Source organism: Brevundimonas guildfordensis (assembly GCF_014836405.1).
Taxonomy (GTDB): domain Bacteria; phylum Pseudomonadota; class Alphaproteobacteria; order Caulobacterales; family Caulobacteraceae; genus Brevundimonas; species Brevundimonas guildfordensis.
Genome location: NZ_JACSQU010000001.1, coordinates 1,647,355 through 1,669,096, shown reverse-complemented (window position 1 = coordinate 1,669,096; position 21,742 = coordinate 1,647,355). Strand labels below are relative to the sequence as shown.

The window sequence follows — 21,742 nt, the reverse complement described above, 5'->3', positions numbered from 1 at the left end:
TTCTATCGCCGCTGGACGGAGGGGGAAACATCCGTTCGGACCAATCCTCGACCATTTCGTGCTTTCTGCGCGGAAATTCTGCCTGGCGGCGCCCCAGGGGGGGCCGCCGACGTCGTTTTGCGCTTGAAACCGGTCGAATGCCGGGCGCTCGGTCTGGCGCGGGGCGGCGCCTCAGACGCCTTGATCGGCGGTAGGATCCGGACGGCGCGCAGGGTCTGCTATATGGAGTTGGAGAAGCGCTTTACGTTGTCGCTAGCTTGACGTTACGAACGGCTCTGCAGGCGCCCTGTCTGGTGGAAGGATTCACGGTGGAACACGACGAGAAGACAGCGTCAAAGAGCGATGTCGCCTGGATCTATAAGCTCGTTCTGGGCCGAGCCCACGAAGTTGAGGAACGCCTGATCGAACGCGAGGGCAAGCCGATAGGCTGGCTGCTTTCCGACTTTTTCCAGTCTGGCGAGTTCCGCTCGACCGCTATCGAGAAACTCGAGCGCGGCATACCGCTGGAAGAGCTTCGTGACCCCCTTCCTGAAGGGCTGCTAGACTGGGTGAAAGCGACCTTGCCGCTGGAGCCGTCGGCCGTTCCCCTGCTCGATAGGGCACGCGGATGGTCCGCGCTTTACAGCGTCCTTTTTGATGATGCCGCGTTCCGCGCCTCCTTTGAGGCCTCCGCGCACGTGTTCAGTGATGATGTGCGCGACCGCCTGGCGAAGATGGCGCAGGACCCGGAGCGCTTCATGCGTGTCGGCGCCGTGGACGAAATCACCACGGGCGGCGTGCGAGGCTGGTCGGTGAACCCGAAAACGCCGGACCGCGGCTCGACTGTGGAGCTCTGGGTCGATGGCGATTTCGTCGCCGCCGCGCCGGTAGACCGCTTCCGACGCGATATTCAGGATCGATTCGGGGGCGAGGGAAGGACCGGGTTCTTCATCGAGACGCCGCATGGTCTGCCGGATAACCGGGCGCATCGGCTCGAGATCGTCGATGGACCAAGCGGGCGACTGCTGCAGCGTTTGGAACGACCGGCGAGGACGCCTTCGCCGACCCAAGCGCAGGTGCTCAAGCAAGAACTCGAAGCCGTGCGCGCCGCCCTCGCCAAGATTGAAGCGCGCATCGCGGCCGAGGATCGAAACGACCCGTTCGATCCGCAGGCCTACCCAGCCTATTATGAGGCGGTCTATCGGGCGGGAGGCTCGGGACATGTCGTGGCCGGGCCGGACGATGCGCCCGTCACAGTGGTGGTGGACGTTGAGGGCGTCGATCAGTTTGCGATCGAAGAGGCGTTGCTGGCCTTGGCCGGACAGGTGGGCGGGGTGCGTTGGACGCTTGCCGTCATCGGCGCTGGAGTCGAGTCTCAACCCTTCATCCGCGACGTCGGACAGCGTATCGAGTGGACCACGGGTCGGGCGCTGAAGGCGCGCGGCGCCAGTCTGTTCGTTGACGACATGCGAGGCTTCCTGAACGGCCTCAGCGCGGACGAGACAGTCGTCTTCGCCCCTGCGAGCGGCGTGTGCGCTCCCGACGCCCTGGTGCGTCTGGTTGAAGCCATGCGTCCGGCCGAGGTGCTGGCCGCCTATGGCGATGAGGACTCTTTCGATGACGCCGAAGGCGCGGTCGGAGAGGCGGCCCACCGAGATCCCCTGTTCAAGCCGGGATTTGATCCGGACCTCTTGGCGCAGACACCCTATGTCGGTCGGCTGACGGCTTTGACGGGGGCGGTGCTGCGTAAGGTCGGGCTATCTGCGGCCGCTGCAGGGCTGGCGCCGCAGGACGCACTGCTGCGCGCCGGTTTGTCGCCTGACCAGGTCGGCCATGTGGAGCGCGTGATTTTCAGCCGCAGGGTCAGCGTGGCCTATGATGACGCCGAGCAGGCGCAGGTGTGGCTCAGTTGCGTCAAGCGCGCCTATGAGGGCGTGCCGGGCGTGAAGGTGGAGCCTTTCGACGACATCCTGGGGGCGTCGCTTCCCTGGGCGGTTCGTCTGCGGCGCCAGGCGTCCGGCACGGCTGCGGTCATCATCCCGACCAAGGACAGTCTGGATCTCCTGCGCCCCTGTATCGAGAGCATTGAAAAGAACCGCGACGCGAACCGTACGCGCATCGAGATCATCATCATCGATCATGAGTCTCGCGACCCCGACACGCGGGCTTATCTGGATGAGCTTCAAGCGCGGGGCGCCGTCAAGGTGCTGCCGTACGCGGGAGACTTCAACTGGGCGCTGATGAACAATCTGGCGGCCGGCGAAACTCAGGCCGAGGTGTTGGTCTTCCTTAACAACGACACGGTGGTGATCAGCCCGGACTGGATCGATGTCCTTTGCAGCGAAGCCATGCGTCCTGAGATCGGCGTCGTCGGCGGGCGTCTTCTGTATCGCGATGGCGCCATTCAGCACGCGGGGTTCGTCTGGCGCGAGGGCGTGTCCGGTTTCCTGGTTCACGAAGGCGTCGGCGCCCCCGGCGCGGACGGCGGCTATATGGGACGCCACGCCCTGACGCACGCCAGCATCGCCGTCACCGGCGCCTGTATGGCGATGGAGGCGCGCAAGTTCAAAGAGCTTGGCGGATTCGACCCGGCCAGTTTCCCGGTCGAGGGCAACGACGTCGACCTCTGCCTGCGAGCATGGGACCGCAACTACCGGGTGCTCTACACGCCCGGCGCGACGCTTTATCACCTGGAATCGGTCACTCGCGGCTACAGTCGCGATGGAGAAAAGCGCAAGGTCGCCGCGCGCGCCAACGCCCGGCTTCTGTCTCGCTGGGGCCAGGTGTTTGCGCGCGACCGCTGGTTCAACGGTCATTTCTCGCGCGATAGCCGCCCCTTCCACCGCCTCCGGCCGCCGCGTTGATGGTCAGGGACATTCTGGTGACGGGCGGCGAAGGCCAGCTTGGCCGCGCCCTGAGCCGCGCCGCTCCGCCTGCCGGTCTGCGGGTTCACGTCGTCAGCCGGACAGAGTGCGACGTCTGCAGCCTCGAAAGCGTCGGCCGAATTCTGGACCAGCGGCCCTGGGCGGCCGTGATCAATGCGGCCGCCTTCACCGATGTAGAGGGGGCCGAAGACGTTCCGGCTCAGGCTTTCCGGGTCAACGCCCTGGGGCCGGCCGTGCTGGCGCAGGCGACGCGAGCGGCCGGGGTTCCCCTGATCCATGTCTCGACGGATTTCGTCTTCAGCGGCCCGGGGCCGCATGAGGAGACGGCGCGCACGCAGCCGCTCAACGTGTACGGAGCGTCCAAGCGGGCGGGCGAACTAGCGGTTCTGGCGGCGACGTCCGACGCTGTGGTGGTGCGGACGGCCTGGCTGTTCGATGGGGAGGGGCGCAACTTCGTCACGCGGATTCTGGACCGGGTCGGCGACGATCAACTGGATATCGTCTCCGACGAAGTCGGTTCGCCCACGGCCGCGAATGATCTGGCGGAGGGTTTGTTGCGTCTAATCGCGGTTCGTCTGCAGACAGGCGGCTTCGGCGCCGAGCCCATCCTGCATTTCGTCAATGAGGGCTCGGCTAGCCGTCATGAGTTGGCCCAGGCTGTGTTCGCCGCCTGGGCCGCCAGCGCCGAGACCTCGACGCCCCGCTTGCGCGCGGTCCCCGCCGCCGCTTTCGCCAGCAAGGCGCGTCGCCCGTCCGACAGCCGTATGACGGGCGAGGTCTTCGCTCGGGTTGCGGGCTATCGGCCCCGCCACTGGCGCGAGGCGGTGCAAGAGGTCGTGGATCAGATCAGGGCCGCCCGCAGCGGGCGCATCGTAGGGGCGACGCAATGAAGGGCATCATCCTCGCCGGCGGAGCCGGCTCGCGCCTGCACCCGATGACCACGGCGGTCTCCAAACAGCTGATGCCGGTCTATGACAAGCCGCTGATCTATTACCCCCTGACCACCCTGATGCTGGCCGGCGTTCGTGAGGTCTTGATCATCACCACGCCGCGCGACCAGCCGGCGTTTCGCGCCCTGTTGGGCGACGGCCGACGCTGGGGCCTCGACCTTTCCTTCGCCGTGCAGGATGAGCCGCGCGGTCTGGCGGACGCCTATCGCATCGGCGCGGATTTCGTGGACGGCGGCCCCTCGGCGCTGATCCTGGGCGACAACCTGTTCCATGGTCATGAGGCCGGGCGGGTCTTCGCCCAGGCCGGCCGTTCGCTAGACGCGCGGCGCGGAGCGGTGGTCTTCGCCTATCGGGTGTCCGACCCGCGCCGCTACGGCGTGGTCGAGCTGGACGGGCAGGGGCGCGCCTTGACCATCGAGGAAAAGCCGTCGAACCCACGCTCGCCCTGGGCGGTGACGGGCCTCTACATCTTCGACGGCCAGGCGCCGGCGATCGCCGCCAGCCTGCGCCCCTCGGCGCGCGGCGAGTTGGAGATCACCGACCTGATCAGCGGCTATCTGGAGCAGGGCCGGCTGGGCGTCGAGCGCCTCGGCCGAGGGTTCGCCTGGCTGGACACCGGCACCCCCGACAGTCTGCTGGACGCCGCGACCTTCGTGCGCACGCTTGAGCAGCGCCAAGGGTTCAAGATCGCCTGCCCCGAAGAGGTCGCCTGGCGCATGGGCTGGATCGACGACGCCCAGCTGGCCCGCCTGGCCGACAGCTTCGGGGGCGCCGACTATGGGGCCTATCTGAGGGGGCTGCTGACGGCGGGCTAGAGCGCGCGTCCGCGATAGCGGATCGCCAGGGGCACCGTCAGCGTCATCTCGTGCGAGACGCCGTGCTCCCACAGGCCGTCCTCGCCCCAGCAGTCGCCATGGTCCGCGCACATCAGTATGGTCGCCCCGTGAAACCGCTCGATCAGGCCCGCGACCTGGCGGTCCACATATTCGACGCAGGCGATCTGCCGTCGCCGGCACTCGGCCGATCGGTCTTCGGTCTGGAAGGGCACGCAGGGGTTGTCGTCCCGCGACCAGGGCGCGCCTTCATGGTGATAGGGCACATGGGTCTCGCCGATATTGGCGAAGACGAACACCGGGGCGTCGCCCGCCGCCGCCATCTGCTCCTCGATCCACTGCACCTGCGTGCGCACGCCCCGACCGCCGACGAAGCGGAAGGCGTCGAATCCCTGTCTCAGCGTGGCGGACACCGCCGTCGCAGGATCGAACCACCCCATGGCCGCCGTGCCGATGGTGCGGTGTCCGGCCTTGCGGAACCCGTCCACGATATTGTCGCCGCTCAGCAGGAAGCCCGGCGGCGCCGACCCAGGATGCCCCGCGTAGTTGAGCCTGAACAACCGTGCGAATTTCGGATTGAAGAAGGGGGTCGGCTCTTCGGCCACGCCGGGGGTGAAGCCCACGAACATGGCGGCGTGCGAGCCAAAGGTGAAATGCGACGGGGCTTTGGCTCGTCGCACCCGACCGATTCCGTTCAGAGCCGGCGCATCGGCCGCCGCAAAGGCGTCGTGGCGACACGAGTCGAGGGATAGAAACAGGACGCTGTCAGGATTCATCTGTGCTCAGGCGCGGCCGCGAACGTCGGCGCAGACGTTCTGATGCGGCGGCTTTGACGCCTCTGCCGCCCATGCGCAAGGGCGGGCGTCGCCAGCGCAGCCCGATGGAGCGAGGACAGCGGCCTCTATGCAACGGAAATGTGTCTAAGCTTGACAGTAGGAATGCGCAAACCCATGTTCTCGAACATTGATACCGAATTTCTAAGATTGGTGAAATTGATTCGATGAACCTAGGTCAATTTATAATTTCCCAATAACCACTTAATGACAGTGGAAAAATACCGGCTAGAGAGCCGCGATATCTCTCTTGACCCTTCGCAGAATGCCGAGATACAAACGTCGAGCCATGGACGCAGCCATGTCCTCTCGGGGGGTCTGAACTGTGGCCGAAAGGCGTTCACGCAATGGCGCCGTCCATTCATAAGTCTCTTGGGGAACCAGATCCGACATGACTAAGAAGCTTCTTCTCGCCGCCGCCGCCCTGGGCGCGCTGGCTTTCGCCGGCGCCGGTCAGGCTGCTGACATCACCGCTGGCAAGATCAGCACCGTGAACCTGTTCCCGGTCGCGGACCTCGTGCCCTACGCCGTGGCGACCGAGGCCGACATCGCCGCTGCCGGCATCGTGTCGACCGCAGGCTCCACGGACCTCACGATTGGTCTGGACTCGCCGGTCAACCTGGCTGCTGACGCCGTCGCGCCTTTCGCCGTCACCTTCACCCTGACGGGCCCGGCCGAGTTCGCCGGCCCCTTCACGCAGGCTAATCTGGTCGCCGCCAACGGCGCCATCGCCACGACGGGCCTGGTCGTGATGGCCGCCGACAAGAAGTCGGTGACCTTCCACGTGGAATACAAGGGCGGTCTGAGCGGCTCGAACATCAACGCCCTGACGCTGAACAACATCGCCCTGAAGGTGACCGGCAAGGCCGACGTCTCGATCGCCGCTCAGGCCAACGTCACCATCGCCGGCTTCACGCAGACGGTGACCAACGTCGCCGCCACCAAGATCGTTCAGTTCAAGCCGGTCCTGAAGGCTTCGACGACCGACACCTACAACGCCATGGCCATGCTGCCGGACTTCAAGACCTTCAAGGTCGCCGGCACCGCTGCCGCCCCCGGCAGCGCCACGGGCGACACCGTGATCTCGAACGCTCTGGGCCTGTCCGTGAACGCCGGCATCCGCAAGGATCTGTCTGGCGCCGCTGCCCTGGGTCTCGGCGACGTGCTGGAAGGCGCTGAAGCCACCGTCACGGGCCCGCAGGTCAAGGCGCTGGGCGCGACCCTCGCTGGCGAGACGCCTGTGGCCGCTTCGCTGACCGACACCTCGGCTGTCTATGAGCTGGACGCCACGGATCTGGCCGCGGGCACGCTGGTTCTGTCGAACGTCGGCGCCGGCGCTGTGGCCGTCCACCAGGGCGTCTACTCGGTCGACCTGGAGCCTGAGTTCAAGACGGGCTTCACTGGCTCGGCTACCCAGAGCCTGGACCTGGTCACCATCGGCCTGGACGGCACCAACTTCTACGCTCCGTGGTTCGCCCTGAACAACGCCAGCGCCAACTCGACGCTGCGTCTGGCCAACAACGGCACGGCCGCCATCGGTCCGGTCATCGTCAGCCTGAAGGCCAGCAACGGCACGGCCGCCACGGGTTCCTACACGATCCCGTCGATCGCTCCGGGCACGTTCGTGTCGGTCACCGGCTCGGCTCTGAAGACCGCCTTCGGCACCACCGCCGCCAACGGCGACCTGATGGTCACGGTCCAAAGCCGCGCTGACGGCATGTCGGCCAAGGTCCGCACGACCCAGTCGAACGGCCAGATCTACGAAAACTCGCTGGGCGCTACGCCGCCGGCGAACTAAGTCCAGACCTAAGTCTGAACTGGGAAGGGAGGGCCTCGCGCCCTCCCTTTTCTTTTGCGCAAAGCCCCTGTCAGCGCGCTTTCGATTCCGCTGTCATTCCTGTGCCCGCTCCGGTGGACGGCGTTCGCTTCTGTCGTTACAGCGGACAGGTGACTGTGAACGCTCCTTCCGTGAAATCTGACCGGGTCGCCGCGCCGCCGCCGCCCCGCGCGGATCGTCCGCGCCTGGGCGAACTGCTGGTCGAGCGCGGCCTGGTGCGGCCCGCCGACGTCGCCAACGCCCTGTCGCTTCAGGCCCAGAACGGCGGCCTTCTGGGGCTGAACCTGGTGCGCCTGGGCGCCCTGTCCGAAGCCCAGCTTCTGGACGTCCTGTCCGACCAGCTGGACCTGCCGATCCTCGCGCCCGAGCAGGGCCCGGCGCCTGAACGCGTCCGCGCCTTCATGGACCAGATCGGCTCGCCCCTGGCCTGGTGGGCCGAGCGCGAGGCCGTCGCCTGGCGCGAAGACGCCCCGGCCGACGACCCGGCCGCCCCCGGCCGCATCCTGTGCGCCGCAGTCCAGCCGCTGGACCCCGCCCTGGCTGAACGTCTCGCCCAGGCCGTCGCCGAACCCATCGCCTTCTTCCTGGCCCCCCGCTCCCTGATCGAGGCGCTGACCGACGACCTCAGCCAGGATCAGTCGCCGGGCCTCGACCCCGCTCTGGGCGGCGGCGGCGCCGACGCGGCCCGCCTGCGCGAACTGGCGCAGGAAGCGCCGGTCATCGACTTCGTCAACGCCATCTTCGCCGAAGCCCTGACCCGCCGCGCCTCGGACGTTCACGTCGAGCCCTATGAGGACCGCTTTCTGGTGCGGATGCGCATCGACGGCGTCCTGACCACCGCCCGCAGCGCCCCGCGCTCCAATTTCGACGCCGTCTGCTCGCGCATCAAACTGCTCAGCGGCATGGACATCGGCGAGCGCCGCCTGCCGCAGGACGGCCGCCAGTCGATCCGCGTCTCGGGTCAGGAAGTCGACCTGCGCGTCTCGACCCTGCCGTGCTCCTGGGGCGAATCCATCGTCCTGCGCCTGTTGGGCAAGACCAGCCGCCTGCCGCAGCTGTCCGAACTGGGCGTCAGCGCGCAGCAGGAAGCCGGCTTCCTGCGTCTGGCCGAACACCCCAACGGCGTCTTCCTGATCACTGGCCCGACCGGTTCGGGCAAGACCACCACCATCTATCGCCTGCTGACCCACCTGAACGACGGCGAGCGCAAGATCATCACCGTCGAGGACCCGGTCGAACTGGACCTGCCCGGCGTGATCCAGGTCCGCGTTCGCTCCGAGATCGGCCTGACCTTCGCGGCGGGCCTGCGCTCCATCCTGCGTCAGGACCCCGATGTCATCATGATCGGTGAAATCCGCGACCCCGAGACGGCGCGCATCGCCGTCCAGGCCGCCCTGACCGGCCACATGGTCATCTCCACCGTCCACACCAACACCGCCCTGGCCGCCATTCCGCGTCTGCTGGACCTGGGCATCGAGGACTACCTGCTGGCCGACGTCATGCGCGGCGTGGCCGGCCAGCGCCTGATCCGCCGCCTGTGCGACGACTGCGCCCGCCCCTCGACCCCGGCCGAGGCCGCCGCGCACGAACAGAGCGTTCCGGCCCATCTGCGCGCTGTCGCAGAGGCTGAGCCCGCCCGCTGGATGGAGCCCGTCGGCTGCGCCAAATGCGGCCACAGCGGCTTCCGCGGCCGTCTGGGCGTCTATGAGCTGGCGCCGATGTCGCCGGCCCTGATCGGCGGCCTGCGCGCCTCGGCCGACGAGGACCAGCTGACCGCCGCCGCCCGCAGCGAAGGCTTCCTCAGCTTCGCCGACGACGCCTGGCTGAAGGCCCGCCTCGGCCAGACCGCCTTGTCCGAGGTATATCGCATCGCCGGAGGCGGCCAGTGAGCCGCGCCGCATGACCGACCAGCTGACCTTCCAGTATGAGGCCGCCGGTCGCGACGGGCGGATGGTCAAGGGGCTGGTCGGCGCCGCCGACGAGGCGCTGGCCATGCGCCGCCTGGCCGCCGACGGCCTGACGGTCGTGCGCATCCGCCCCGCCGCCGCGCCCAAGGCCGAAGGGCGCGAGCGCGGGTTGAAGACCGCCGAGCGGGTGCTGGTGCTGCGGCAGATGGCGCTGATGCTGGAGGCGGGCGTCTCCCTGCTGGAGGCGCTGGACACGGTCGCTCAGGGGATGCAGGCGCGTAAAGGCCGCCGCCAGTTCCAGGCCGCTATCGCCGCCCTGCGACGCGGCGAATCGCTGGGCGACGCCCTGGAGGAACACGCGCCGGGCTTTCCCGACTACGTCTACGCCATGGCCCGCGTCGGCGAGGCGTCGGGCCGCATCGCCGAGGTGCTGAAAGAGGCCGCCGAGCAGATGGCCTATGAGGACCGGCTGCAGCGCGACTTCGCCAACGCCATGACCTATCCGGCCTTCCTGTGCTTCGCCGGGGTGGCGGCCGTCGGCTTCATCTTCACCCAGGTTGTGCCGCGCTTCGGCTCCATGATCGGCGACGACCGCGAGAACATCCCCGCCATGTCGCGCTGGGTCCTGCAGGCCGGGGAGTTCGCCAACGCCAATCTGGGCGTGGTGGCGGTGACGGCGGCGCTGATGATCGCGGCCATCGTCCTGATCGTCAAGAACGCCGCCTTCCGCGAGCGCGCCTATACGGCCGCGCACGGCCTGCCGGTCGTCGGCCCGGTGATCCAGTCGCGCGAGATCGCGTCGTGGGCGCGGCTGACGGCCTTCGCCCTGAACAACGGCGTGCCCCTGCTGTCGGCGGCGGCTCTGTCGCGCGCGGCGGTGCCGATCGGGCCGTTCCGTCAGGGGCTCGACCTGCTGGAAAGCGACCTGAAGGCCGGGATGACGCTGGACGCCTCGCTGGGCGCCCACACCCGCCTGGAGGCGATGGACCTCAGCCTGCTGCGCGCGGGCCAGAAGTCGGGCGCGGTCGGCGCCATGTTCGGCTTCATGGCTGACAACTATGAGGCGCGCCTGCGCGACCGCATGAAGCGGATGACCTCCCTGCTGGAGCCGATGGCCATCGCCGTCATCTCCATCGTCGTCGGCTTCGTCGCCCTGTCCCTCGTTCTGGCCCTGTCGAGCGTCTACGAAGGCGTCGTCTGATGCGGGCGCGGGGGCGTGAGGGGTTCAGCCTGATCGAGGCGCTGGTCGCGCTGGCTATCGCCTCGATGACGCTAATGGCGATCTTCGAGCTGCAGATCCAGATGGCGCGCGGTCAACAGCGCGCGGCTCTGGCCATCGAACAGGTGGCGGCCCAGGAGAACGCCCTGGCCCTGACGCGGCACCTGAATCCGATGGCCGAACCCTATGGCCGGATCGCCCTGCCGGGCGGCGACGTCGTCACCTGGTCGGCCGAGGCCAAGAGCGAGCGCCGTCTCAACGCGGGCTTTCCCGCCGGCGACGGCGCCTTTGAGGTGCAACTCTATCAGGTGACGGTGGGCGTCGAGCGCCAGGGCGGCCGGTCGCCCGCGCCTCTGGTGTTTGACCGCCTGGGCTGGCGTCGGCTGGAGATCGAGGGCTGAGCTCAGTCCTCAGCCGGGACCAGCCCCTCTTCGACCATCTCCTCCGGCGCGGCGTCCGTCGTCGCCCGACGTCGCTCCGAGGCGCGATTGGGCCCCGGCAGATCGAAGCCGACGCCCCGCACCCCATAGCCGACCGAGAAGGGCGTCAGCGTATAGGACCAGCCGCGTCCGGTGCGGAAGGCGGCGTTGATGTCGCGCGACAGGCTGTCGGCCATGTCGGCCATGTCCTCGTCGCCCCGGATGACATAGGGGGTGATCAGCATCACCAGTTCTGTCCGGTTGCCGCTGACGCTGTTGGTCTGGAAGGCCGAGCCGATCAGGGGAATGTCCTTGATGAAGGGCACGCCGGTGTTGGTCTTGGAGTAGTTGTTGCTGATCAGGCCGCCCAGCACCCCGGTCCAGCCGTCGGTGATCGAGATCTGGGTGGTCAGGCTGCGGTTCAGGATCGGCGGGCTGGCGATGGCCGAGTTCGTGGATTCGCCGACTTCCGAAATTTCCTGGCTGATCGTGATGTCGACCCGGTCGCCATAGACCACGGGCTGAAGGTCCAGAATTACACCGGTCTGGCGGTACTGCACGCTTTGCAGCACGTCGGTCCCGTCGCCGCCGGTCTGGGTGTCCAGGGCGCGTTGCGAGGTGATGATCGGCACGTCGGTGCCCACCTGGAACCGGGCCGAGCCGCCGCTGCGCGCCACCAGCTGCGGCCGCTGCAGGATGTTGACGCGGTTGTTGGACGCCTCCGCCGCCAGACTGGCGCGGAAGTCGTCGCCCTTGAAGGACAGGACCAGGCCGCCGCCGCCAATTTTCAGACCTTCGGTCGAGCCGGTGAGCAGGCCGTCGCCGCGCATTTCGGAACCGAACAGATTGACGCCGAGCGAAGTCTTATCGGTCAGCGTCACCTCGGCGATCATCACCTCGATCACCACCTGGGGCGCCGGGGTGTCCAGGGTGTTGAGCAGATTGCGCAACTGGGCGAACTCGGTCGCGGTGCCGGTGAAGATGATGCGGTTGCCGATGGGGTCGGTCAGGACGCGGCCGTTCATGAACTGGCCCTGGGAGCCTTGACCCTGCCCCCCGCCGCCGTTCAGGCCGGCGCTCGTCCGGTTGTTTTCCGAGGCGGGCGGAGCGCCCGGCACTCCGACCGGAGCCTGAGCCTGGGCCATTGAAGGGCTCTGGCCCATCGCCAGCTGTCCCAGCGAGGCGGCGTCGGTGTTCTTGACCTGGTAGACGAAGGTCGAGGCCTTGTCCCCGAGCGCGGCGGGCTGATCCAGCGCTTCGACCCAGTAGCGGGCCCGCTCCAGCGTCTCAGGGTCGCGGGCGAAGATCAGGATTTGGTTGGCGGCGGGGAAGGACAGGATGACCAGGGCGCGCCCGGCCAGGGCCTGGCGCGAGACGATATAGCCTTCGGTCGTCAGCGTCTGTTCCAGCGAGGCGGCCAACTGGTCCGTGCCCCAGAACGACGGTTCGACCCGCAGCACCTGGGTTCCGGCGAAGCGCGGCTGATCCAGTTCGCGCAGGGCCCGCACGACCTGTGCGACCTCGCGGCCGGAGCCTGAGATGATCAGGCTGTTGGTCAGGGGATCCGGCGTGATCCGCGCGCCGCGCAGATTGGGATAGACGTCCTGCAACAGGCTTTGCAGCGCGTTGACCTCGATCGTCTGTACGCTGAAGAACTGCACCACGCGCCCGGCGGCGGTGGGCGCGGCGCGGCTGCGATTGATGTCGGCACCGGTCGAGGTTTCGGGCGTGGCGCCGACCGTGACGAAGCCGCCATCGATATAGACCTCGACCCCATACTGGCGCAGCGCCTGCTGGGTCAGGCTGAACAGGGCGCGTTTGCTGATCGCGCCGCCGCTCCCGCCGGCGACGATCTCAGTGCGGTTGGCCACGTCGGGTGAAAGGGTGAAGGGCGTCTTCAGCACGCCGCCGAATACGGTGGCGGCGAACTGCGGGATCGACTGGGGCGACAGGTTGGCGTCAACCGTCTCGTCCGACACCAGGGCCGCGATCTGTTCGGGCGTGGCGGGCTGGCGCGTGGCGGCGGGCGGTGCGGGCGGGGCCGGAATGTTCAGCGTGCTGGCCTGGACGCGGGCGCGGCCGTTGGCGGCGGCGACGTCGCCGCCGATCTGTCCGTCCGTGGCCGAGCGTTCGATCCGGGGGTCTGGGCGCGTGACGACGCTCTTCATGTCGGGGAAGGCGGCGCAGCCGGCCAGGACGATCATCGGCGCCAGCGCGGCCGCCGCGCGAAGGCTTGCGCGGGTCGCGTTCGCGCTCAGGCTGGCGCGCGGGCGAGAGCAGCGGTCCGTGGTCAGCGTCGACATTCCATTATCCTCGATACTCAACCGAACACCCGCACGACGCGCGTTTCGCGTCCCTTGGTCAGGGTGACGGCGTCAGCCGTGATTTCCTTGATGCGCCAGTCCTCGAACACCGCGCCTTCAGCCAGGGGCGCGACGCCGCCTGCGCCGCTCACCAGGGCGTGGCGGGCGCCGGTCGCCGGATCGAGGCCGACCCCGCGCAGGGCGGCGCGGAAGGTTACGGCCACGTCGGGAGGCGGCGGAGGAGGAGGGGGCGGCGGGGGCGGAGGCGGCGGCGGCGGGGGCGGCGGGTCCGACCGCAGCGTCTTCAGGAAGGCCACGGCTGCGATCGCGCCTTCGCCCGGCCGCAGGCTCAATCCCTGCTGGGCGCTCAGGCCGCGCACGACGGAAGGTGGCTCCTCCGGGCGGCCGGGGTAGGCCGCGCCGGTCAGATAGGCCAGGATCAGGATCAGCGGCGGCGCCGCCCATAGCAGCGGCTTCACGACGGCGTCCCCGCATCCGTCAGCCGCACCGGGAATGCCAGGCGCAACCACAGCTTGCCGCTGGTCTGCGGCGGACCGTCCTCGACCATCATCGGCCCGGGCGGCGTCAGCTCATAGCGGAAGCCGACGACCCGGAACCCCTCGGGCCACTCGCCCAGCTTGTCCATAAAGGCGAAGGCCGGGTCCCAGCGCAGGTCCGACTGAACCTCGACGTCCAGCCACTGGGTCGGGCCGATCGCCTCGACCTTGGCGTTGGTGACGATGCGCGCATTGGGCAGGCCGGCGGCGTTCAGCGCTTCGAGCAGGCGCTGCTCAATCAGCACCTGGGCAACGGCGGGATTGGCGGCCTCGAAGCCCCAGGCGTTCATGTCTTCCAGCGCCAGCCGGTCCGCCGCGCCGTCGGCGATGCGGCGCGCCGCCGCCGCCGTCAGCCGCGCCGTGGACTGCTCGCCCAGCGCGTCGATATAGGCGTCGGCTTGGGTGGAGCGGGCTTCAAGAGCGGCGACGGGAGCGTAGAAGGCTAGGCCGAGCATCAGGCCGCCCAGCAGCAGGCGCTCACGCATGGTGGTGCGTTGCAGACGCTCCTTCAGCGTCTCGATCGACGCGCGCGCCGATGCGGCCGTTTCCGCCATGAACCCTTGCAAAATTTCGTCGCCCTCGTGCGCGCCAGAGCCCGCAATTCGCATCGACCCCCTATGCGCGCTCAGCTATAGCAATCGCTAAGCGCCCATAACAGCTTAGAAATCTAAAGTGGTCGATCAATGCTTCGTCGTCTGAACCGACTTTACCGCCGTTTTTCGTGCGTCGTGGCCTCGCCGCATCAGCCCAGCGGCCGTCAGCCGCGCGCCGGCTATTCCATGCTGGAGATTTTGGTCGTGCTGGCGATCATCGCCCTGATCGCCGCGGTGGTCGGACCGCGCCTGTTCGCCCAGCTCGACAAGTCCAAGACCCAGACCGCCCGCTTGCAGATTCGTTCGCTGGAAGCAGCGCTTGAGACCATGCGCATCGACATCGGCCGCCTGCCGACCGAACAGGAAGGCCTGACCCTGCTGATGAAGGCCGACGCCCAGCAGACGCCCGGCTGGTCGGGCCCCTATCTGGACAAGGACCTGCCGCCCGATCCCTGGGGCCGTTCCTACATCTATGTCGCGCCGCCCGCGCCTAGCGCTAGCGAGCCTACGCCCGACGCCCGCGCCCGGGTGATCAGCTACGGCGCCGACGGCCAGGAGGGCGGCGAGGGCGTCAACGCCGATGTCTCGTCCGATTCCGCGCGCTGATTTCCGCCTAAGCACGAGCGTCGCCGCTGATCCGGCGCGCGGGGGCTACAGCCTGATGGAGGTGCTGGTGGTGTTGGCCATCTTCGCTCTCAGCGCCTCCATCATCATGCCCTCGACCTCGCGGATGCTGGATCAGACGGCGGCTCACGCCGTCTTCTTCGAGTTCCAGCGCCAGGTGTCAGACCTGCGGCGCGAAGCCAACCGCACCGGCGAGCCGCTGCGCATCATCGACCCCGCCATGCCGGTCGCCGAGGGCGACCGGCTGATCGAGCTGCGCGCCCCGTGGCGCTACACCCTGTCGCCTGCCCTGTCGGTCGCCGAGGGCGGCGGCTGTTCGACCGCCAGCGCCAATCTGATCCACCAGGACCGGGTGGTCATGACCTTGCGAAGTGAAGACGGAACCTGCCGTTTCATCCGTTATCAAGCGGTGACGCCTTAGGGCGTTCGCTCGGCTCAGGGCTGGGCGGTGGACGTCGGCGCCGCCCCGGCGGTCACCTCGGGCGTCAATGGCGGCGCCGCTTCGCGCACCCGCATCTTCACGGTCAGGTTCATCGCCGAACTGTCGGTTCGCGGCTCCACCGCGTAAAAATAGCCTGAGCCCTCAAGCTCAGCGACCACCGGGGCGATCTTGCCGATGGCCTCGTAGGGCAGGGTGAACTCCAGCGTCTCCGTCTCGGCGTTCAGGGCCGTGGGCGCCAGGTCGTGCAGCGCCAGGATGCCGATGGCCGCCCCGGCGGCGCTCAGCGGGCCGGTCTGCTCCTCCAGGCGGCGATAGGTGACCAGCTTCTGCTGGCTGGCGTTCAGGCGTTGCACGGCCTCGGCCTGGGGCGTGGCGGCGCGGATTTCGGCGGTCTGTTCCTCGACGCGGACGACATCCTTGGCCAGTTCCCGGCTCTGGCCGAACAGGAAGGCGGCGAAGCACAGGGAGGCGAGGGCCGCCCCGCCGCCGACCATCAGCGCTAGCTGTTCGCGCGACAGCTCCACCGGCGCCAGGGCGAAGGCGTCGCGATTGTCGAAGGCGATCGGCAGGTCGCTGGGCGCGGGCGGGGCCTCCGGCGCCGCCTCGGCGTTGCGCTGCAACCGCACGAAGGCGGACCAGGCGGCGGCGTCATAGCGGTCGCGCCGCCAGGCCGAGGCGACCAGCGCCCTGTCGCGCCACAGCTGGGCCTCATAGCCCTGGGTCAGGCGCACGATGCGCCAGCCCTCGCCGCGCGGTTGCGCCAGGGTCTCGGGCGTCACGACAGGCGCGCCCTGCATTTCTTGCTGCGCCGCCAGAAGAGCCTCGACCCGCGCGGCGTCCCACCACCAGACGCCATAGTCGTCGCCCGCCTTGCTGAGCGCCGACCCGGCCCGCAGATAGGGCGCCGCCAGCCGGGCGTGCAGCATCGCCGCCTGCCGCCGTCGCCGGCGCGGCAGGGCCGCCGTGCTGAACAGGCCGAAGGCGCACAGATCGCGCGCCAGCAGCAGCACCGGCCGTCGCAGCACGCGTCCGACCGCGCCGCCCGGATGGACGACGCTGAGGGCGCCGTCGGCGCTCAACCGCTCAACGCGGGGCGTAAGGAAGTCGAATGGCATCGGTTGTGTCGGCCCTGGCCCGCTTCGGGGCCTCTGTCAGTTCGGTCTGGTCGATCCACAGCGGCTGTTCCAGACTAAAGGGGGTCAGGGTCAGTCGCGCGCGATAGACCCAGGCGGATCGCGTGTCGTGAAGCGTCAGGATGGTCGCGCCTGACGGGTAGGTGAAGATCTGTTCCTGATCCAGGTCCAGCACGGCGCCGGTCATGGACGCCACGTCGTACAGGGACGTCAGCGGCCGTTCCTCGCGCACGCGCATCACGGTCTCGATCTGGCTGTCGTTCAGCCCGAACCAGATCGCCAGGGCGGCCGGACCGGCGGTGTTCACATTCTGGGTGGCGGCGGTCGCATCGGCGGACAGGGCGTCGCGTAGAGCGCGCCATTTCCTAGGCTCGACCGCCTGTCGCGCGCCCAGGATCGACAGCCATTCCGTCGGCCGGATCAGACGCCGGTTGGCCGGGCCGCCGTCGGCGTAGTCGGAGCGCTCGGCCCCATTCGGCTGTCTCAGGTCGTCGAAATCGACGTAGTCCGTATAGCGGGCGATCAGTGTCTGTCGCTCGCCCGGCTGAACGCCCGCCGCCTCCAGAAACCGCTCATGCGGCTGGCCGAACAACTGGGCGGTGTTGATCAGGCCCGCCTGATCCTGCAGGCGCAGGACCATCGGTCCGCCCACGTCCACCATATAGCGGCGCCCGTCGGCGACGACCTTTTCGACCGGCACGCCGGAGGCGTTGGACGGCTCCTGTTGACGCCCTTCCATCTCTAGCGGCTGGCGCAGGTCGTTGACGCCGAATCCATAGGCGCGCGTCGGCTCGGTGGCGGCCATGAAGGACAAGGCGGCTTCGGCGCTCATCGCCCTTTGCAGAAACCGGACGCGCGCGCGGGCCGATGCGGCCTCGGCGCTCAGGCTGGCCAGGGCCGTGATCGCCACCAGGAAGATCAGCGTCACCACCCCCGTCACCGCCAGAACGGCGGGCAGGGCGAAGCCTGAGCGGCGCCGGGGGCGGGATTGGGATCTAGAAGTCTGCATCGATCCTCGCCCATCGGCCGGGATTGCCGGACGAGGCACTTTCCACCACGTCCAGGTCCGGGCCGCCGTTCAGCCGGACGAACAGGCGACGGCTGCGCATGCCTTCCTGGTCCAGCGCCCGCTCGTGCGGCGTCTCAAACGAGGGCGTCCAGGTCTGGCCGTCCTGCGAGTAGGACAGGCTCGCCTGTCGGCCGTCAGGCAGGGGCAGCAGCGGCGTCCTGCGGCCCGCGGCCTCGCACATGACGACGCGGCGGCCGTCCTGCACCTCGATGGTCAGCACCAGTCGCCCGGCCCATCCTTGCGGCGCGCAACCGGTGGCGCGCTCCATGACCGCCTCGCCCTCCAGGCGTTCGGGCGCGCCGATGATCGGCAGGTCCACTCCCTCCATGATGGCGGCGGGCGGGCGCACCGACAGGCTGCGGATGATGCTGCGGAGGTCGCTGATCGCCACATCGGCGTCGGCCGCGGACATGGCGCGCCGTCCCAAGGCAAAGCCCGTGTCGCCGGCCTTTATGCCGATCGAAAAGATGACGGCCAGCGCCATGCCCCCGATCGCCAGCACGACCAGGGCTTCAATCAGGGAAAAGCCGGAGCGGCGGGCGGACGTCATGATCGTGCCTTGATAGGGCGTCCCGTCACCTCTGCCAACAATGGCATCACGCTGCTCTGAACAATCAGTTCTGCTTTTCGCCGTTCTTTGAGACTGGTAAGGAAGAAGCTGAGTTCTATGGGGGAAGGGGATGCGCGGCGTCGCCTTGGTCTTGATAGCGGCGAGCCTCGGCGGCGCGGCATGGGCGGGGGTCAGCATCCTGACGCCGCCGGACCGCGCCCAGGCCGGTTCGGCCCGTCTGATCGCCCATTCCGCGCCGTTGCCGCAAGATCTGTCGGAGGTGGTCGCCGCGCCCGAAACCGACGCGGACCGCCGCGCCCGCCTGAACGCCCGGCTGCAGACCATGCTGGACGAAGGCAAGGGCGCACGTCTGACGGACGCCCCGCCGCGCCCGCCCGCGCGTGCGCCGCGCCCGGCGCGCGCCATAGCCAAGGCCGAGCCTTCGGCGACCTTCGCGCCTCCCGCCCATGACGCCGGCGCCGCGCGCCCGGCCGTCCGGCGCGCAGGCGGCTATGTCCCGCCGACGCTGGATCTGAAGACCCCGCCGCGCATGCCGCAGAACGATCTCGAATGTCTGACGCAGGCCGTCTACTATGAGGCCCGAAACGAAAGCGAAGAGGGACAGGCGGCGGTCGCCGAGGTGGTGATCAACCGATCTCGCCACCGGGCCTATCCGAAGTCGATCTGCGAAGTGGTCTATCAGCGCAACAGCCGCACCTGCCAGTTCACCTTCACCTGCGACGGCTCGATCGGCCGCCGTCCGGTCAACGCGGTCGCCTGGGCCCGCGCCGAGCGCATCGCGCGTGAGGTGCATGAAGGCCGCTCGTCCAGCCAGTTGCCCAAGAACTCGGTCAACTATCACGCCAACTATGTGCGACCCTCGTGGGGCGCTCGTCTGGCCCGCGTGCGCCAGATCGGCGCGCACATCTTCTACGGCGCGCCCCTGAACGGCGGCTCGACCCCCGGCGCCGATGAGCGCGAGGCCGCGCCCGCCCGCCTGCTGTTCGTGCGCAATGAGGCGCTGGACCGCGCCTATGCCGTCCTGGCCGGGCAGGCCTCGACTGGCCCGAGCGAAACCCCCGACACGGCTTCGCAATGACGCTGGAAACCTCTGGCCAGCTCGTCCTGCTCAGGACGCCGCGCTACGGCGACGCGCGCGGCTGGTTTTCCGAGACCTGGTCCCGCGCCCGCTTCGCCGCCGCCGGCATCGATTGCGACTTCGTTCAGGACAACCAGTCGCGCTCCGAGCCGCAGGGCGTGGTGCGCGGCCTGCATTTCCAGACGCCGCCCTATGCCCAGGCCAAGCTGGTGCGCTGCCTGCGCGGGGCGATTCTCGACGTGGCGGTGGACCTGCGCGTCGGCGCCGCGACGTTTGGACAGGCTCATGCCGTCGAACTGTCGGCCGACAGCGGCGACCAGTTGTTCATCCCGCCGGGGTTCGCCCACGGCTTCGTCACCCTGACGCCCGGCGCCGAGGTGGCCTATAAGGTCTCCGCCCCTTACGCCCCGGCCCATGAGGCGGGTCTGGCCTGGGACGACCCTGATCTGGACATCCCCTGGCCTGTGAAGGCGGATCAGGCGGTGCTGGCCGAGCGCGACCGCGCCTGGCCTCGCCTGCGGGACCTGACCAGCCCGTTTCGCGGTTCTGAAGCGTCGATGCTGTCGATTGTGGACCTGGCGACCGCTAGCCGCTAGCCGGGGAAGATGCGGCGTCGGCGAAGGAGAGGCTCGTGCGGATATTGCTTACCGGCGGCGCCGGCTTCATCGGCTCGGCCCTGGTCCGCGAGCTTCTGTCGCGCGGCGACGAGGTGCTGGTGGTCGACAAGCTGACCTACGCTGGGGTCGAGGCTTCTTTGAGCGAAGTCGCTGACCATCCCCGCTTTCATTTCCTGAAGGCCGACATCGGCGATGCAGTCGCCATGGCCGGCGCCTTCCGCGACTTCCGTCCCGACCGCGTGGCCCATCTGGCCGCCGAAACCCACGTCGACCGCTCGATCGACGGCCCGGCCGTCTTCATCCAGACCAACGTGGTCGGCGCCCAGGTCCTGCTCGATCAGGCCCTGACCTATTGGCGCGGTCTGTCTGGCTCCGCGCGCGAGGCCTTCCGCTTTCTGCACGTCTCGACCGACGAGGTGTTCGGCTCTCTCGGCGCCGAGGGGCGCTTCAACGAGACGACACCCTATGACCCCCGCTCGCCCTATTCGGCGTCCAAGGCGGCGTCCGACCATCTGGTGCGCGCCTGGGGGCATACGTTCGGGCTGCCGGTGGTGATCAGCAACTGCTCGAACAACTACGGTCCGCGCCAGTTTCCCGAGAAGCTGATCCCGACCCTGATCCTCAAGGCTTTGGCCGGGGAGCCCCTGCCCATCTACGGCGACGGCTCCAACGTGCGCGACTGGCTGCACGTCGACGACCACGCCCGCGCCCTGAGACTGATGCTGGAGCGCGCCGAACCGGGCCGTACCTACTGCGTCGGCGGCGACGCAGAGCGCACCAATTTGCAGGTTGCGGCGGCCGTTTGCGCCGCTCTGGATAAGCTCAAACCTCGCCCGGACGGCCGCCCTCACGCCGAAGCCATCACCTTGGTGGAGGACCGGCCCGGCCATGACCGGCGCTACGCCATCGATGCAGGAAAGATCCGCGCAGAGCTGGGCTGGCGGCCTGAAGCGTCGTTTGAGCAGGGCGTGGCCCGGACAGTCGCCTGGTATCTGGCCAACCGCGACTGGTGGGCGTCGTTGGTCGATAGCGCGGGGCTCAGTCGGCTCGGCTTAGCTGAACGCCCATAAAGATCACCTCGCCGTCGAATGCGCCTTCCAGCACCAGCAACCGCATTTCGCAGGCGCTGGGCTTGGTCCATTCGAACTCCATCTCCAGGTCATAAAGCCCCTCACGTTGGGGGCGGAAGATGTGCGAGCTGTAGGTCTCCTGTTCGCCCCAGTCTGCGCGATACTGATATCGCGCCGCGGCGTCATCGAACCCGAGGCGGATAACCGCCTTCCAGCGTCCCGTGGGCAGGGTCAGATACGGGCCGAAGATCAGAAAGCGCGGCCGCCCCGTCAGATCAATCGTCGTGCGCTCTGCTTCATGGCGCACGGTCTGCGAGGTGTAGTTGAAAATCTCGCCCAGCCAATGCGCTTGGCCGTCCGCATAGACCGCCACCGCCTGGGCCAGAGCGCGGTTGCGAGCGGTGGCCGAGGCCGTCGACGCAGGCCGGGCCAGCTTAAGCCCCGACAGGATCTCCACCGGCCCGGCGTCGAACATCTGGGCGGGGAAGACCCGCCCGGCCGGCAGTTGCCGGGCGCGCCGCCAAAGTTCGGAAGACGAGCGCACGCCGGCGTGCAGCTTGTCTGTGACGAGCGCGCCGTCGACCGCGGGCGTCAGAATACCGATGTCGCTGAGGATGGCGGCCAGGTGTTGGGGCTCGACCTTCGCCTTAAGCGCCTTGGCGGCATCGCTGGCGATGACCAGGTCGCCAGCCTCGCCGCCCGCGTCGATATCGACAACCGACAGTCCCTGTTCGGCGCCCGCTTCCTTGACGGCGGCGATCCAGTCGAGTCGGTCGGGGCAGGGCGGGATGATGATCCAGCGAGGCGGATGCACGGCTGTCAT

20 protein-coding genes are annotated in these 21,742 nt (G+C 68.5%); 12 read left to right on the top strand and 8 right to left on the bottom strand.

The window, feature by feature from the left end:
• Nucleotides 1-308: 308 nt before the first annotated feature.
• Genes H9656_RS14255 through rfbA form a run of 3 tightly spaced genes read left to right on the top strand, consistent with a single transcriptional unit; the run spans nucleotide 309 to nucleotide 4,629 of the window.
• Nucleotides 309-2,843 (top strand): glycosyltransferase, encoded by a 2,535-nt coding sequence (locus H9656_RS14255; RefSeq protein ID WP_191743638.1) that lies wholly within the window; start codon nucleotides 309-311, stop codon nucleotides 2,841-2,843.
• On the top strand, nucleotides 2,843-3,754 hold the full coding sequence (rfbD, locus tag H9656_RS08105; RefSeq protein ID WP_191743637.1) for a dTDP-4-dehydrorhamnose reductase: 912 nt from the start codon (nucleotides 2,843-2,845) through the stop codon (nucleotides 3,752-3,754). Before H9656_RS14255 ends, rfbD begins: the two co-directional genes overlap by 1 nt.
• The gene (gene rfbA / locus H9656_RS08100) at nucleotides 3,751-4,629 is read left to right on the top strand and encodes a glucose-1-phosphate thymidylyltransferase RfbA (RefSeq protein ID WP_191743636.1); all 879 of its coding nucleotides are present in this window, start codon (nucleotides 3,751-3,753) and stop codon (nucleotides 4,627-4,629) included. The genes rfbD and rfbA overlap by 4 nt, the downstream gene beginning before the upstream one ends.
• On the opposite strand, the gene H9656_RS08095 is transcribed toward rfbA, so the two are convergent.
• Nucleotides 4,626-5,423, bottom strand: coding sequence for an alkaline phosphatase family protein (locus H9656_RS08095; RefSeq protein ID WP_191743635.1), 798 nt, complete (start codon nucleotides 5,421-5,423; stop codon nucleotides 4,626-4,628). The two genes, rfbA and H9656_RS08095, sit on opposite strands and share 4 nt — an antisense overlap.
• A gap of 448 nt (nucleotides 5,424-5,871) precedes the next feature.
• Between H9656_RS08095 and H9656_RS08090 the strand changes: the two genes are divergently transcribed.
• The 4 genes from H9656_RS08090 (at nucleotide 5,872) to H9656_RS08075 (ending at nucleotide 10,844) form a co-directional block, all read left to right on the top strand.
• The gene (locus tag H9656_RS08090) at nucleotides 5,872-7,278 is read left to right on the top strand and encodes a hypothetical protein (protein WP_191743634.1); all 1,407 of its coding nucleotides are present in this window, start codon (nucleotides 5,872-5,874) and stop codon (nucleotides 7,276-7,278) included.
• 155 nt (nucleotides 7,279-7,433) lie between these two features.
• Nucleotides 7,434-9,206 (top strand): GspE/PulE family protein, encoded by a 1,773-nt coding sequence (locus H9656_RS08085; RefSeq protein WP_191743633.1) that lies wholly within the window; start codon nucleotides 7,434-7,436, stop codon nucleotides 9,204-9,206.
• A 10-nt stretch (nucleotides 9,207-9,216) separates the two neighbouring features.
• Nucleotides 9,217-10,425: a type II secretion system F family protein gene (locus H9656_RS08080; protein WP_191743632.1), complete on the top strand. Its 1,209-nt coding sequence runs from the start codon at nucleotides 9,217-9,219 to the stop codon at nucleotides 10,423-10,425.
• A complete protein-coding gene (locus tag H9656_RS08075) occupies nucleotides 10,425-10,844 on the top strand; it encodes a type IV pilus modification PilV family protein (protein WP_191743631.1) in 420 nt (139 codons plus the stop codon). The genes H9656_RS08080 and H9656_RS08075 overlap by 1 nt, the downstream gene beginning before the upstream one ends.
• A 2-nt stretch (nucleotides 10,845-10,846) precedes the next feature.
• Here H9656_RS08075 and H9656_RS08070 read toward each other — a convergent pair whose 3' ends face one another.
• The 3 genes from H9656_RS08070 to H9656_RS08060 are packed head-to-tail and all read right to left on the bottom strand — an operon-like array spanning nucleotide 10,847 to nucleotide 14,276.
• A complete protein-coding gene (locus H9656_RS08070; RefSeq protein WP_191743630.1) occupies nucleotides 10,847-13,165 on the bottom strand; it encodes a secretin N-terminal domain-containing protein in 2,319 nt (772 codons plus the stop codon).
• 17 nt (nucleotides 13,166-13,182) lie between these two features.
• The gene (locus tag H9656_RS08065) at nucleotides 13,183-13,644 is read right to left on the bottom strand and encodes a hypothetical protein (protein ID WP_191743629.1); all 462 of its coding nucleotides are present in this window, start codon (nucleotides 13,642-13,644) and stop codon (nucleotides 13,183-13,185) included.
• Nucleotides 13,641-14,276 carry a hypothetical protein gene (locus H9656_RS08060; protein ID WP_191743628.1) on the bottom strand — a complete coding sequence of 212 codons (636 nt, stop codon included), beginning with the start codon at nucleotides 14,274-14,276 and terminating at the stop codon, nucleotides 13,641-13,643. Before H9656_RS08060 ends, H9656_RS08065 begins: the two co-directional genes overlap by 4 nt.
• Nucleotides 14,277-14,405: 129 nt before the next feature.
• Here H9656_RS08060 and gspG point away from each other — a divergent pair, with 129 nt between their 5' ends.
• Both gspG and H9656_RS08050 read left to right on the top strand, forming a co-directional pair.
• Nucleotides 14,406-14,921 carry a type II secretion system major pseudopilin GspG gene (gspG, locus tag H9656_RS08055; RefSeq protein ID WP_191743627.1) on the top strand — a complete coding sequence of 172 codons (516 nt, stop codon included), beginning with the start codon at nucleotides 14,406-14,408 and terminating at the stop codon, nucleotides 14,919-14,921.
• Nucleotides 14,896-15,360 carry a pilus assembly FimT family protein gene (locus H9656_RS08050; RefSeq protein WP_191743626.1) on the top strand — a complete coding sequence of 155 codons (465 nt, stop codon included), beginning with the start codon at nucleotides 14,896-14,898 and terminating at the stop codon, nucleotides 15,358-15,360. The genes gspG and H9656_RS08050 overlap by 26 nt, the downstream gene beginning before the upstream one ends.
• A gap of 14 nt (nucleotides 15,361-15,374) precedes the next feature.
• Here the strand turns inward: H9656_RS08050 and H9656_RS08045 are convergent, their stop codons facing one another.
• The 3 genes from H9656_RS08045 to H9656_RS08035 are packed head-to-tail and all read right to left on the bottom strand — an operon-like array spanning nucleotide 15,375 to nucleotide 18,133.
• Nucleotides 15,375-16,496 (bottom strand): hypothetical protein, encoded by a 1,122-nt coding sequence (locus tag H9656_RS08045; protein WP_191743625.1) that lies wholly within the window; start codon nucleotides 16,494-16,496, stop codon nucleotides 15,375-15,377.
• Nucleotides 16,465-17,523 (bottom strand): type II secretion system protein GspK, encoded by a 1,059-nt coding sequence (locus H9656_RS08040; RefSeq protein WP_191743624.1) that lies wholly within the window; start codon nucleotides 17,521-17,523, stop codon nucleotides 16,465-16,467. Before H9656_RS08040 ends, H9656_RS08045 begins: the two co-directional genes overlap by 32 nt.
• The gene (locus tag H9656_RS08035) at nucleotides 17,510-18,133 is read right to left on the bottom strand and encodes a type II secretion system protein (RefSeq protein ID WP_191743623.1); all 624 of its coding nucleotides are present in this window, start codon (nucleotides 18,131-18,133) and stop codon (nucleotides 17,510-17,512) included. The genes H9656_RS08040 and H9656_RS08035 overlap by 14 nt, the downstream gene beginning before the upstream one ends.
• Before the next feature lie 130 nt (nucleotides 18,134-18,263).
• Between H9656_RS08035 and H9656_RS08030 the strand changes: the two genes are divergently transcribed.
• From H9656_RS08030 to rfbB, 3 genes are read left to right on the top strand one after another with little or no spacing between them, the layout of a single operon-like run.
• Nucleotides 18,264-19,232, top strand: coding sequence for a cell wall hydrolase (locus tag H9656_RS08030; RefSeq protein ID WP_191743622.1), 969 nt, complete (start codon nucleotides 18,264-18,266; stop codon nucleotides 19,230-19,232).
• Nucleotides 19,229-19,828, top strand: a complete 600-nt coding sequence (rfbC, locus tag H9656_RS08025; protein WP_191743621.1) for a dTDP-4-dehydrorhamnose 3,5-epimerase — start codon at nucleotides 19,229-19,231, stop codon at nucleotides 19,826-19,828. Before H9656_RS08030 ends, rfbC begins: the two co-directional genes overlap by 4 nt.
• Before the next feature lie 35 nt (nucleotides 19,829-19,863).
• Nucleotides 19,864-20,919 carry a dTDP-glucose 4,6-dehydratase gene (rfbB, locus tag H9656_RS08020; protein ID WP_191743620.1) on the top strand — a complete coding sequence of 352 codons (1,056 nt, stop codon included), beginning with the start codon at nucleotides 19,864-19,866 and terminating at the stop codon, nucleotides 20,917-20,919.
• Here rfbB and H9656_RS08015 read toward each other — a convergent pair.
• The gene (locus tag H9656_RS08015; RefSeq protein WP_191743619.1) at nucleotides 20,888-21,733 is read right to left on the bottom strand and encodes a hypothetical protein; all 846 of its coding nucleotides are present in this window, start codon (nucleotides 21,731-21,733) and stop codon (nucleotides 20,888-20,890) included. The two genes, rfbB and H9656_RS08015, sit on opposite strands and share 32 nt — an antisense overlap.
• Between the last annotated feature and the right edge of the window lie 9 nt (nucleotides 21,734-21,742).